12 protein-coding genes are annotated in these 13231 nt (G+C 62.4%); 6 read left to right on the top strand and 6 right to left on the bottom strand.

Annotated features, from left to right (window positions below; translation table 11 throughout):
* The first annotated feature begins 124 nt into the window (after window positions 1-124).
* The 6 genes from EJ079_RS26010 to ugpC all read left to right on the top strand — a co-directional run bounded on the left by EJ079_RS26010 (window position 125) and on the right by ugpC (window position 6370).
* Complete coding sequence (locus tag EJ079_RS26010; RefSeq protein WP_027036801.1) at window positions 125-859, top strand: FadR/GntR family transcriptional regulator; 735 nt, start codon at window positions 125-127, stop codon at window positions 857-859.
* Window positions 856-2043: a PLP-dependent transferase gene (locus tag EJ079_RS26005; RefSeq protein ID WP_127810548.1), complete on the top strand. Its 1188-nt coding sequence runs from the start codon at window positions 856-858 to the stop codon at window positions 2041-2043. The genes EJ079_RS26010 and EJ079_RS26005 overlap by 4 nt, the downstream gene beginning before the upstream one ends.
* A gap of 29 nt (window positions 2044-2072) precedes the next feature.
* Window positions 2073-3350, top strand: coding sequence for a sugar ABC transporter substrate-binding protein (locus EJ079_RS26000; RefSeq protein WP_127270754.1), 1278 nt, complete (start codon window positions 2073-2075; stop codon window positions 3348-3350).
* 182 nt (window positions 3351-3532) lie between these two features.
* Window positions 3533-4456, top strand: coding sequence for a sugar ABC transporter permease (locus EJ079_RS25995; RefSeq protein ID WP_127810547.1), 924 nt, complete (start codon window positions 3533-3535; stop codon window positions 4454-4456).
* Entirely contained in the window at window positions 4456-5304 is an 849-nt protein-coding gene (locus tag EJ079_RS25990; RefSeq protein WP_127396861.1) for a carbohydrate ABC transporter permease, read from the top strand. Before EJ079_RS25995 ends, EJ079_RS25990 begins: the two co-directional genes overlap by 1 nt.
* Window positions 5305-5308: 4 nt before the next feature.
* A complete protein-coding gene (gene ugpC, locus EJ079_RS25985; RefSeq protein ID WP_127810546.1) occupies window positions 5309-6370 on the top strand; it encodes a sn-glycerol-3-phosphate ABC transporter ATP-binding protein UgpC in 1062 nt (353 codons plus the stop codon).
* Between the two features lie 1107 nt (window positions 6371-7477).
* On the opposite strand, the gene rpmG is transcribed toward ugpC, so the two are convergent.
* The 6 genes from rpmG to rnr form a co-directional block, all read right to left on the bottom strand.
* A complete protein-coding gene (gene rpmG, locus EJ079_RS25970; protein ID WP_006201775.1) occupies window positions 7478-7645 on the bottom strand; it encodes a 50S ribosomal protein L33 in 168 nt (55 codons plus the stop codon).
* Between the two features lie 153 nt (window positions 7646-7798).
* Window positions 7799-8257, bottom strand: coding sequence for a hypothetical protein (locus EJ079_RS25965; RefSeq protein ID WP_127810545.1), 459 nt, complete (start codon window positions 8255-8257; stop codon window positions 7799-7801).
* Window positions 8258-8367: 110 nt separating this feature from the next.
* The gene (locus EJ079_RS25960) at window positions 8368-9546 is read right to left on the bottom strand and encodes an MFS transporter (protein WP_023810543.1); all 1179 of its coding nucleotides are present in this window, start codon (window positions 9544-9546) and stop codon (window positions 8368-8370) included.
* Between the two features lie 88 nt (window positions 9547-9634).
* Window positions 9635-10375, bottom strand: a complete 741-nt coding sequence (locus EJ079_RS25955; RefSeq protein ID WP_127810544.1) for an NUDIX domain-containing protein — start codon at window positions 10373-10375, stop codon at window positions 9635-9637.
* Window positions 10376-10461: 86 nt separating this feature from the next.
* Window positions 10462-10896, bottom strand: coding sequence for a DUF983 domain-containing protein (locus EJ079_RS25950; RefSeq protein ID WP_174800363.1), 435 nt, complete (start codon window positions 10894-10896; stop codon window positions 10462-10464).
* An 11-nt stretch (window positions 10897-10907) separates the two neighbouring features.
* Window positions 10908-13226 (bottom strand): ribonuclease R, encoded by a 2319-nt coding sequence (gene rnr / locus EJ079_RS25945; RefSeq protein WP_127810543.1) that lies wholly within the window; start codon window positions 13224-13226, stop codon window positions 10908-10910.
* Window positions 13227-13231: the final 5 nt, after the last annotated feature.

Genomic DNA, 13231 nt, shown 5'->3' with positions numbered 1-13231 from the left:
CGCGACCGCGCGATCGCCTTGAGAGTATCGCGTCCCTCCCTCCGACAGTGCTCCTGACAGTTGGTTGACAGGAGCTTCCTTCTGTGCAGAAATTGGTTGGACCATTGGACCACTTGGAGGAAATGTGGACCAGAACAGCCTGCCACCCATTCAGACCACGGCGCGCGACGACGCCGTGCTGAAGGCGTTGGTGGGCTTTGTTCGCGCCGAGGCCTTGCAGCCGGGCGAGCGGCTTCCAACCGAACGCATTCTGGCCGAGCGGCTGAAGGTCAGCCGCAACACCGTGCGCGAGGCACTGACACGCTGGGAAGGGCTCGGCCTCGTCGAGCGCCGGCAGGGCAGCGGCACCTATCTCAAGGCGGCTGTTTCACACGATATGCTGCACATGCCGCTGACGCTGGCGGGCGGCAATGATTTCACCAGCCTGATGCAGACGATGGAGATCCGCCGCGCGCTGGAGGCGGAGGCCGCAGCACTTTGCGCCGAACGCGCCAGCCAGGCCGACATCGCCGAGATTGCACGCAAGCTCGACATCATGGAGCAGGCGTTCCGCACGCGCGACGGCATGTCGTCGGAAGAGGATTGGGAGTTCCACCAGGCGATTTACCGGGCCTCGGGTAATCCGCTGTTCGAGCAGATCATCGCCGCCATGTACGAATTGTTCCACCGCTTCTGGGAGCATCCGCTCGGCGTTCGCGATTTCGGCCATGCCAGCTTTCCCTATCACCGCACCATCTACGAATGCATCGCAGCCCGTGACCCGCAGGGCGCCCGCGCCGAAGCGCTCAAGCTGATCGCCACCGTCGAGGACGATCTCAAGCGCGGTGCGGCCAAACTCAAACTTTCGAGCCAGACATGAACGAGCATCCATCCGGTTTCGATCACGACTATCTCTTGGAGGCGGCAACACTTTTGGCGCATGACGAACCGTTTCCCGGCGGTGCGGTGGTGCCGCCGATCTACCAGACCTCGCTGTTCACCTTCGCCAACTATGCCGAGATGGCCGATACCTTTGCCGGCAAACGAAAGCAGCCGATCTACTCGCGTGGCGACAATCCGACGGTGATGGAGTTCGAGGCGCGTGTCGCCGCGCTCGAAGGCGCAGAAGCAGCGCGCGGCTTTTCCAGTGGCATGGCGGCGATCAGCGCCACGGTGCTTGCGTTCGTTGGGGCAGGCGAGCGCATCGTGGCGGTGCGCAATTGCTATGGCGATGCCTACCGGCTGTTCGAGCGGTTGTTGCCGCGGCTCAACATCAAGGTCGATTATGTCGACGGCTCCGACCCGGATGCGGTCGCGGCGGCACTTCCCGGCGCCAAGCTACTTTATCTGGAAAGCCCGACCTCGATGATGTTCGAGTTGCAGGACATCGCGCATCTGACACGGTTGGCCAAGGAACAGGGCATCGTCACCACGATCGACAATTCCTGGGCGACGCCGGTGTTCCAGAAGCCGATCACGCATGGCGTCGACCTGGTGCTGCATTCGGCCTCGAAATACCTTGGCGGCCACAGCGACACCGTCGCGGGCGTGGTGGCGGGTTCGGCTGCTCATATCAAGCACATCAACGAGCAGACCTATTCCTATCTCGGCGGCAAGCTGTCACCGTTCGAGGCGTGGCTGTTGCTGCGCGGCCTGCGCACGCTGCCGCTGCGCCTGCCGCACCACATGAAGAGCGGCCTGACCATCGCCGAACGGCTGAAGGCGCATGCCAGTGTCGAGCGGGTCAACCACCCCATCTATTCGAACCACCCGGGCAAGGCGACGCTGGCCGGCTATGCCGGTCTGTTCTCCTTCGAGGTGACGGACGAGATCGACATCCCCGTCTTCGTCGACGCACTGAAATATTTCCGCATCGGCGTCAGCTGGGGCGGGCATGAAAGCCTGGTCGTACCGGCCAAGGCGTCGCTGGAGCAGACGCCGGGCCTGAATTCGATGGCGCGCTTCGGCGTCAGCCCCCGAACCATCCGCTTCAATGTCGGATTGGAGAGTGTCGAAGACCTGTGGGCTGACGTCGCCCAGGCCTTCGAAAAAGCCAGAAAATAACAAGCGGGTTCAAAATGGGAGTCTTGAACATGAAAAAACTGACCGTCATGCTGGCCACCGTTGCGGGGCTGGCGATTTCCGCCGGAAATGCCGTGGCCGACTCGACCCTGAAAATGGTCGAAGTCATCACCAGCCCGCCGCGCACCGAATTCCTGAAGAAGCAGATCGCCGAATTCGAAACAGCCAATCCGGGCATCAAGGTCGAGCTTATCTCGCTGCCCTGGGGCCAGGCGTTCGAGAAATTTCTGACCATGGTGCAGGCCGGCGATACGCCTGACATCGTCGAAATGCCGGAACGCTGGATGGGCCTCTATGCCAACAATGCCCAGCTCGAGGATCTCGGCCCCTATATGGCCAAATGGGATGATGCCAAGACGCTCGGCGACCGCGCCAAGCAGTTCGGCTCGACCGTCAACAACACTCAGTTCATGATCCCCTACGGCTACTATGTGAACGCGCTGTTCTGGAACAAGAAGCTGTTCAAGGAGGCCGGCCTCGACGGACCGCCGGCGACGCTCGACGATTTCATCGCCGATTCCAAGAAGATTTCCGCGCTCCCGGGGAAGTACGGCTACTGCCTGCGCGGCGGGCCGGGCGCCTTCAACGGCATGCACATGTTCATGAACATTGCTGCCGGCAAGGGCGGCTACTTCAACGAGGACGGCACTTCGACGATCAACGAAGAAGGCTCGGTCAAGGGCCTGCAGATGCTGGCCGACATGTACAAGGACGGATTGGCGCCGAAGGATGCGGTGAGCTGGGGTTTCAACGAAACGGTCACCGGCTTCTATTCCGGCACCTGTGCCATGCTCAACCAGGATCCGGACGCGCTGCTCGGCATCGCCGACAAGATGAGCGCGGACGATTTCGCCGTGGCGCCTTTGCCGGTCGGGCCGAGCGGCAAATCCTATCCGACGCTGGGCTATGCCGGCTGGGCGATGTTTGCCAACTCGCAGCACAAGGACGACGCCTGGAAGCTGATGGCGACGCTTCTGTCGCCGAAGGACAATCTGGAATGGGCCAAGGAAGTCGGCGTCGTCCCGATCCACAACGGCGCCGACCAGGATCCCCATTTCAAGACGGAGCAGTTCAAGGGCTGGTTCACGGAGCTCAGCGACAGCTCCAAATATGAAATGGTCACCCCGCCGACGCATCTGGAGAACCTCGGCAATTTCGTCGACCAGGTGGCGATCAAGAATTTTCAGGAAGTGCTGCTTGGCCAGAAGACGGCCAAGGACGTCGCCGACCAATGGGCTGCCTTCCTGACCAAGGAACAGCAGGACTGGCTGGCGAAGAACAAGAAGTAAGCGCCTCTTTTTTCCTTCTCCCCGTTCTAGGGGGAGAAGGTGGCCCGATAGGGTCGGATGAGGGGCGGCGCTATGCCTCGATTGTTCGCGCTGCCCCTCATCTGCCTGCCGGCATCTTCTCCCCGTGAACGGGGAGAAGGACGCTGTTCCAGACGCCGCTCCAGGGAGCCGATCCTCAGCCAATGACCTACGCCGTGTCCGAAATACGATCCGCCGGCAAGCCGCGTCGCAAGCGGCTATCCCACACCGCCATCGAGCCATGGCTCTATCTCAGCCCGGCGATCATCCTGCTGGTCGTCGTGCTTTTGGTGCCGCTGGTCATCGGCATCAGCTACTCCTTCCGCAAATTCTCAGCGTTCAAGTCCGAATATGTCGGGCTCGGGCAGTATCAGTCGATGCTGTCGGATCAGGTGCTGGGGCAGGCGCTGGTCAACACGTTGTGGTGGACCGTCGCCAGCCTTTTCTTCCAGTTCTTCCTCGGCCTTGGCCTGGCGCTCCTGCTCGACAAGCCGTTTCGCGGCCGCAAGGCAGTACAAGCCCTGGTCTTCCTGCCTTGGGCGGTGCCGTCCTTCCTGTCAGGCCTGACCTGGGCCTGGCTGTTCAATCCGATCATCGGCCCGCTGCCGCACTGGCTGTTTGCGTTGGGGCTGAAAGCCCAGCCAACCAATGTGCTGTCTGATCCCTCTACCGCCATGTGGGGGCCGATCGTCGCCAATATCTGGTTCGGCATTCCGTTCTTTGCCATCACCCTCTTGGCGGCACTGAAATCCATTCCATCGGAACTGCATGAGGCAGCGGCTATCGATGGAGCCTCGCCCTGGCAGCGCTTCACCAAGGTGACGCTGCCGTTTCTGGCGCCGACCATCGCCATCACCGTGATGTTGCGCACCATCTGGATCGCCACCTTCGCCGACCTGATCTTCGTAATGACGGAGGGCGGGCCGGCCGGCTCGACCAACACGGTGCCGGTCTACATCTATGTCAGCGCCTTCAAATCGCTGGACAAGGGCTATGCCTCGGCGGTGGCGGTGCTGTTGCTGATCCTGCTCATCGCCTATGCGATCGCCCTGATCGGCATCCGTCGCACGCTGGTGAGGCACGTCTGATGATCGCAGGACGCACAGCCTCGCAGCGCTTCTTCGGCGGCATCGGCCTCTACGCGGCAATCGCGGCCTACGTGTTCTTTTCCCTGTTCCCGATCTACTGGACGCTGAAGATCTCGGTCACGCCGGAGCGGCTGCTCTATTCCGAAGGCATCACCTTCTGGCCATCGCACATGACGCTGCAGAACTTCGTCACCGTGCTCGAGACGACCGATTTTCCGCGCTATTTCCTCAACAGCGTCATCGTCTCGGTCTCGACGGCGGCACTGGTGACGATCATCGCCACGCTCGCCGGCTATGCCATGTCGCGCTTCACCTTTCGCGGCAAGGCAGCCCTGGCGCTGATGTTGCTGCTCACCCAGACTTTTCCGCTGGTGATGGTCATTCCGCCGATCTACCGCGTGATGGGGCAGATCGGCCTGATCAACAGCCTGACCGGGCTGATCATCATCTACACCGCCTTCAACACGGCCTTTGCCACCTTCCTGATGCAGTCGTTCTTCGACGGCATCCCCAAGGATTTGGAAGAGGCCGCGATGATCGACGGCTGCACCCGCGCGCAGGCCATGCGCAAGGTGATCGTGCCGCTGACGCTGCCCGGCATGGGCGCGACGCTCGGCTTCGTCTTCACCGCCGCCTGGAGCGAGCTTCTGTTCGCGCTGATGCTGATTTCCAGCGACGACCAGAAGACCTTCGCCGTCGGCCTGCTCACCTTTATCGGCAAGTTCGCCGTCGACTGGGGACAGATGATGGCGGCATCCATCCTGGCGCTGATCCCGGTCTGCATCTTCTTCGCCTTCCTGCAACGCTATCTCGTCACCGGCCTGACCGCCGGCGCCGTCAAAGGATAGATCGATGGCCTCTGTTACGCTCGAAAAGGTCCGCAAGGACTATGGCGCCGTCCGTGTCCTACACGCGGTCGACCTTCAAATCGCCGATGGCGAGTTCGTCGTCCTGGTTGGGCCGTCAGGCTGCGGCAAGTCCACGCTTTTGCGCATGATCGCCGGGCTGGAGGAGGCTTCCGGTGGCGAGATCCGCATCGGCGAGCGGCTGGTCAACGACGTGGCACCCAAGGACCGCGACATCGCCATGGTTTTCCAGTCCTACGCGCTCTATCCGCATATGGACGTGTCGAAGAACATGGGCTTCAGCCTGCTCCTGAAGAAGGCGGAGAAAACGACGATCGACGCCAGGGTGGACGGCGCCGCCAAGCGGCTCGGGCTCGACACGTTCCTGCAGCGCCTGCCGCGGCAACTGTCCGGCGGCCAGCGCCAGCGCGTCGCCATGGGGCGTGCCATAGTGCGCGATCCCAAGGTTTTCCTGTTCGACGAGCCGCTGTCGAACCTCGACGCCAAGCTGCGCGTCCATATGCGCGCCGAGATCAAGGCGCTGCATCAGCAGCTGAAGACGACATCGGTTTATGTCACGCATGACCAGATCGAGGCGATGACCATGGCCGACCGGATCGTCGTCATGCATGACGGGTTGATCCAGCAGGTCGGCGCACCGCTCGATCTCTATGATCGGCCGGCCAACATGTTCGTCGCCGGTTTCATCGGTTCCCCCGGCATGAATTTCCTGCCGGCGATGGTTCGCAACGGTGGTGAGGCCGTACTGGCCGATGGCCAGGTGCTGCGCTTGCCGGAAGGCCTGCCGCTGACGGACGGTGACGCCATCACCGTCGGTCTGCGGCCCGAGCATATCAAGTTGGCGGATGAGGGCGCGTTGAAGGGGGAGGTGGGTGTGGTCGAGCCTCTCGGCCTTTCGACGCAGTTCTACGTCAAGCTGGCCAGCCAGCAGCTTTGCGTCTTTGCCATGGGCCGTGCCGGCGTGAAGCCCGGCGACGAGGTGAGGTTGGTTGTCGAACCAGACCAATTGCATCTGTTCGATCTGAAAAGCGGTGATCGCATCGGCTGAGGGGGACTCAGCCGGGCGGCGGGCAGCCGTATGAGGCGCCGATGTCGGGCGGGAAATACAGGTAACGCTACATTTCAATTGGATAAAATAGCGGAACGTCCAACAGACATTTCCGGAACCTAACAGGACCACTCGGACCTTTGCGTCTACAACGCAAGACCTTAGTCCCGCCGTCTTCTCAAAAGAACGGAGGTCGTTTCGCCACGAATTAGGCCGCCGTCGGAGTTAGTCAACACCGACGGCGGCGCCTGCAATATGGGCGAGTGGGTTGTGTGCGGATATGGTGTGATCGCGGAAGTGGATTGTAGACCGCTAACCGCGAGGGCTTCTTTTGGACAGCGGCGAACTGTCCAACGGGTTCTCAGCCGACTTGGCCGATCGCCGCTCCTTCAGCCAAAGGGACTTCTTTCTCCTTGCCAGGTTCTCGTCTCGAACGCTGTCGTCGGCGGTCACTCCGCCATGCATCGCGGCAATCACGTAGTCGGCTCTGTTGGTTCGAAAGTCGCCTTTTTGTACGGACATCGTTTTCTCCCAGTGCGAGGCATTTCCCCCCTTTTTGCCTGACGCTGAAACTAACTGCCTATCCGTGGTGCAAGTCTACCAATCGCCGATTGTATTAAAACGATACACTCAAGGCGGCACGATCGCACGAGAGGAGCCAATACCGGCGGGGCTCCTTCATTGACCCTGTTGTGATCCTTGCGGGGGTGCGGCGGCGGGAGGGGTCGGAGCCTGCGGTGGGGGTTCCGTGGAAGGCGCGGCGGGACTGTCAGGCTGAGGTGCAGGCGGTGCGGCCTCTTCCTCACTCAGAACCTGGTCAGTCCTGGCCTTGATCTCATCGGCCGTCTGCTGGCTTATCAGCCCGTTGCTGACGGCGAAGCCAGCAACCAGAGCGACAAGGGCTGCAATGATTGCAGCTTTCACCTTCTTCGACATCCATAGGCGCCTTGTTCATGACACCCAACCCACGGCGAAGGGTGCCGCAACCTTGGCGAAGGGTCAATCCTTTTGGCTGCAGTCTCTGCTCACGTGCAACGAAATCAACTGGTTATAAACGAAAAACGCCGCCCATTGGGCGGCGTTTCGGCATTGCAGCGGGAAACCAGATTACTTGATCTTGGTTTCCTTGAATTCGACGTGCTTCTTGGCGACCGGGTCGTACTTGCGGAACGACAGCTTGTCGGTCTTGGTGCGGCTGTTCTTGCTGGTCACGTAGAAGAAACCGGTGTCGGCGGTCGACAGAAGCTTGATCTTGATGTTTGCGGCTTTGGCCATGATATCAGTCCGTTTGTTCGTGGGGTTTTGGCCGCTGGAGCACGGGGAAACACCCGGACGCGGGAAACTTGGCGCGACACATAAAGAACGCGCCCGGAAAGTCAAGCCCGGCAAGCCTAGTGCGACCCCCCTGAGCCTGCTGGTGAACGGAAATCATGCGGTTTCCGTCGCCGGTGACGCAACCTTCTTCCAGTCTCCGGTCGTGTTCCACCAGCGATTCGGATTGGCGCGGTCGTCCAGTCCCTTGGAACGGCTGGCGAGAATCGGTTGAATGCGGATCACCGGTTCCTGGTAGGAATGGGCCTGGAAAATCGCCTCGACGACGCGGGCGGCCAGCCCCTGGTCGTCCGGCAGTTCGAAGGAAACCTCGACCGTGCCGGGCCGCCGCCGCAATTCGGTTTCGGCGCCGGCGGCCGCACCGTCAAGCGGCCTGTAGCGTTCGATGCCGTGCGCCGACTGATAGGCATTGCGGTCATATTTGCCCATGGCCAGCGGCGCAATCGCCACCACAGCATCCATGATGCGGTCGACGTCGGCGGCCGGAGCCTGGAAGGTCACGAGCAGAAGCAGTGTCATTCGTAGCGATGTGGTTTCAAAGCCGCTGTCGATCATGGAAGTGTCCTCAAGTGTTTTGGGACACTCTTTTAGCCCTGTGCTCCTGACACGGTTGTGTCAGCAGCCTGCCACCGTGCGCGCCAAATGCAGGGCTGGCGGCAGTTGCGCTACAGCAGGATCTTGCGAACCAACCTGACGGCGACCAAAGCGATATAGGCGGCGAAGAACAGGCCGAGCGACCAGCCGAAGCCGGACGGGCCGAACGCATCCATGCCGATGCCGATCGCCTGCGGGCCGAGCACCATGCCGACACCGTAGCACAGCACGAAGGCGGCGTTGGCCGACGCCAGTTCATGGCCGGAAAGCTGCGAGCCGAGATGGGCAAGGCCGATCGTGTACATGGCAGCGACGACGCCGCCCCAGACGAACAGAAGCGCGGCCATCAAATGCCAATTCTGGGCGAAGAAGGGCATGAAGACGGTGCCGATAAGACCGACCGTGGCGCAGGCAATCAGCAGGTAGCGGCGATCGCTGACGCGGTCGCTGATCATGCCGATCGGGATCTGCAACAACACATTGCCGAGGCCGATCATGGTCAGCAGAAGGGCCGCATCGGCCTCGGAATAGCCGATGCGGCTACCATAGATCGGGAAGAGCGCAAAGCCGCCGGTTTCCACCGCGCCGAACACCAGCACGGCTGCGGTCGCCGACGGCACCAGCCAGATGTAGCGCAGGAAATTGCTGGTTTCGCCATCCGAGGCGATCGAGGGGCTCTCGTTGCGTGCTGCCAGCACGGGTATCGCCGCCAGCGTCACCAAGGCGATGATGACGCCGAACGGCCTGAAGCCGGAACTGCCGAGATGGGCGAACAGCCACGGTCCGGCGGCAAAGCCGAGCGACAGGACAGTGGCGTAAATGCCCAGCACAAGGCCGCGTCGGTGCGGCGGCGCCGAGGTGCTGATCCAGAATTCGGACAGGATGAACAGCACCGTCAGCGCGATGTGCAGCACGATGCGCAGTGGAAACCACATCCAGAAATCGGGTGCGAAATGAAAGCCGACAAAGGCCAGCGCGCCGGCGGCGATCATGGCGATCATGGTCCAGGCAACGCCGAACCGCATGGCGAGCGGAGTAGCCAGCGGCGCACCGGCGATCGAGGCGAGGCCGGCAACGGCGGTGTTGAGGCCGATCATCGAAGCCGAATGGCCGCGCGTTTCAAGGATGACGCTGAGCAGCGGCATGCCGAGGCCGATGGCGATGCCGACGACGCTGATCGACGAGATCGCCGCCACCATCGGCAGCCAGTGTACGCGTTCGTCGCCCTGTGGTTGGGTATCGACCGTCATGGGATGCTGAATACTCTGCCTGTTTGATCTAAGGAAAGTGCTGAGCGCTTTTCCGGGAAAACCGCGTCACACTTTTCCTGGAATTGCTCTAGAGAAGTTCGCGGGTGAAGCGTCTGCGGACAAGCCGGTAGAAGGGCACGGGTCCGCCTGGACGCAACAGTGGATCATGGGCGAGGCGCTTTTCCAGCTCGTCCAGGATCATTCGGGTGATGTCGGGTATGTCGGCTTCCCTGGCCTTGGCGAGCGGCAGCCAGACCAGCTCTTCGAGCTCGTTGGTGGGACTGCCACCGGGCAGTTCGACGGCGACGTCGTCACGCCAGGCGCTGAAAAAGCGGGTGTCGAAGCGGCGCACGCGGTTGGGCGGCGTGATGGCGCGCGCAACGAAGCGCAGCATGTCGAGAGAGGGTTGCACGCCGTGTTCGGCAAAGCCTTGCCAATCGGACCTGGAGGTTGCGAAAGCACCCTTGCGGCCGATCAGCAGCCCGGCTTCCTCATAGGTTTCGCGGATGGCGGACAGGGCGATGGCGCGGGCTCGTGCGGCGCTTGTGCGGCCCGGTCCGGCGATCAGCCTGGCTTCCTGCTCCGGGTGCAATGCGGCGACGACCGGTATGCGGCTGTCGGCCGGATCGGTGCGGCCGCCGGGAAAGACGAACTTGCCCGGCATGAAGGCGTGGCCGGCATGACGGCGACCCATCAGAACCAGCACGTCATCGTCCTTGCGGTCGAGCAGGATGAGGGTTGCCGCGTCGCGCGGGCGAATTGGCCGGTCGCTATGAGCGATCATGCTCCGCTCGATCCTGTCGACTTCCGCCTTGGTCATACCGTCCATGCGCAGGACCTAGCGGAAACTTCTGGCAAGCGAAAGTGGCCTTTCACGGTCGGTATGTTGCGCCAGGCAGCATTCTTGGCTGCGGCCTAGGCTCCGGGATGCGGCTCGATCACGTCGTGCTCGCCGCCGAAGCCGTGCATATAGAAGGCCCATTGCAGTCCGATGACGGCACCCTTGATCGGCTGCAGCAACGCAACCGACAAAAGGATGGTCAGCGGAACCCAGATGGCGATGTGCTGCCATGTGGACAGCGTCGACGTGGCCTCAACGCCCATGAAGGCGCCCAGCACGACATGGCCGACGATGACGATGACCAGATAGGCGGGCAGGTCGTCGGCCCGGTGGTGATGCAATTCCTCGCCGCAGACACTGCATGTGTCGACGGTCTTGGTGAAAGCGCGAAACAGCTTGCCTTCGCCGCAATGCGGGCAGCGGCCGAGCAGGCCGCGCTTCATCGCCGTCCACAGCGGGCGCGCGGTCCGGCCCGAGTGATGTTCTCCGCCGAAAACCTGTTCTTCCATGGCTGTTGTCATCATCGTCTCCTGCCGCGCGAACCCGGTCGCGATTGCGACGCGCGAGCGCGGCCCTTGGCCTTGTGAAACGACCGCTTGGAGCCCGGCAGAGGCTTCGGGTCGGTCAACATCTCGAAGCGCATCGCCCCGGCCATCGGCGCCACCTCGATGAGACGGACCTCGACGCGGTCCGCGAGTTGGTAGCCTTTGCCCGAGCGTTCTCCGAACAGGGAGCGGGCCGTTTCGTCGTATATATAGTAATCGCCGTTCAATGTTGACACCGGGATGAAACCATCCGCGCCGTACTGCGGCAATTGGACAAATAGTCCTGACTTGGTGACGCCGGAGATGCGGGCATCGAACCGGTCGTCGACGCGTTCGGCAAGGTAGACGGCGATCAGACGGTCGACCGTGTCCCGCTCGGCCGCCATTGCGCGGCGTTCCGTGCCGGAAATCAGCACGGCGACATCTTCGAGCCGTGCCGCTTCGTCCTGCGTCAGCCCGCCCGGACCCAATCCGAGTGCGGCAATAAGTCCGCGATGCACGATCAAATCGGCATAGCGGCGGATCGGCGAGGTGAAATGCGCGTAGCGGCGGAGGTTGAGACCGAAATGGCCGATGTTCTTTGGCGAGTATTCGGCTTGGCTCTGCGAGCGCAGAACCACTTCGTTGACCAGGCCTTCATTGTCGGCGCCGCGCACGCGCTCCAAAATGCCGTTGAACTGGCTTGGCTGCATCTGCGCGCCGCGCGCGAGTGACAGGCCCAATGTCTGCAGGAACTCGCGCAGCGATTCCTGTTTGGCCAGTGATGGCGCGTCATGGACGCGATAGACCAGTTCCTGTTTCTTCGCCTCGAGCGTTTCGGCCGCCGCGACATTGGCCTGGATCATGAATTCTTCGATGAGCTTATGGGCATCGAGCCGGTCCGGCACGATGACGCGATCGACGGTGCCGTCCGGCTTGAGCACGATCTTGCGCTCGGGCAGGTCGAGTTCGAGCGGCTGGCGGCCGTCGCGGCCGCGCTTGAGGATCGCATAGGCGTCCCACAGTGGCTTCAGCACGGTTTTGAGGATCGGACCTGTCTTGTCGTCCGGCGCGCCGTCGATTGCCGCCTGAGCCTGTTGGTAGGCGAGCTTTGCCGCCGACTTCATCATGACGCGATGGAAGGAGTGCCTGAGCTTGCGGCCCTCGGCTGAAAAAACCATGCGCACGGCGAGCGCCGGACGGTCCTGGCCCTCCCGCAGCGAGCAGAGATCGTTGGAGATGCGCTCGGGCAGCATCGGCACGACGCGATCCGGGAAATAGACCGAATTGCCGCGCTTCAATGCTTCGCGGTCGAGCGCCGTGCCGTAGCGCACATAGGCGGCGACGTCGGCGATTGCGACAGTGGCAACCACGCCGCCGGGGTTCTTCTCGTCGAGATCCGGCGTGGCGAAGACGGCGTCGTCATGGTCTTTGGCGTCGGCCGGATCGATGGTGATCAACGGCAGGTCGCGCCAATCCTCGCGGTGATCCAGCGTCGCCGGCTTGACCGCTTCGGATTCTGCGATGACGTCGGCCGGGAAGATATGCGGAATGTCGTGCGCGTGGATGGCGATCATCGAGACCGCCTTTTCGCTGGTCAGAGAGCCCAGCACGTTGAGCACCTTGGCCCTCGGCAGCCCATAGCGGGAAGCCCGCGCCGGCTCGACCTCCACCAGGTCACCGTTCTTGGCGCCGTTCTGGAATTCCTTGTCGACGATCAGTTCGGGCTGGCGCCGTTCCACCGGCTCGATGCGGAAGGTGCCGTCCTGCAAGATGCGAAAGACACCGAGCACGGCATCGGTACGTTTTTCGAAAATCTTCACCACCCGCCCGGTGTAGGCGGGGCCGCCCAGGGCGACGTTCGTGTCGTCGGCCGGAAAGGTCTTGGCCAGCACGCGGTCGCCAATGCCGGGCGCCGGTCCACTGCCACTGCGCGACAGGCGGATGGAGACGATGGGCGGCGGCCCATTGGCCGTGTGTTCGGTAGGACGGGCCAAGAGCACGCCATCGGCATCGCGGTCGAAAATATCGAGGACCGTGACATGGGGCAGGGCACCGACGCGAGCCAACCCCTTGCGCTCCTTGGTGAGGACGCCTTCGTCCTGCAAGTCGCGCAAAATATCCTTCAGCCAGATGCGGTCGTCGCCGCGCAGTGCGAACGCCTTGGCGATGTCGCGTTTGCCGGCGCGATCGGGATTTTCGGCGATGTAGCGCAGGATTTCGTCACGCGAGGGCCGGTAGTCGTCCTTGACCTTGGCCCTGGTGTCGGCGGTGCGCGGATCGCCGTGGGTTCTGCCGGTGATCTTGCGCGCCACGCTGT

This window comes from Mesorhizobium sp. M7A.F.Ce.TU.012.03.2.1, assembly GCF_004006095.1.
GTDB lineage: Bacteria > Pseudomonadota > Alphaproteobacteria > Rhizobiales > Rhizobiaceae > Mesorhizobium.
Note: the sequence above shows the minus strand (reverse complement) of the source record. Positions and strands in the feature narration are given on the sequence as shown.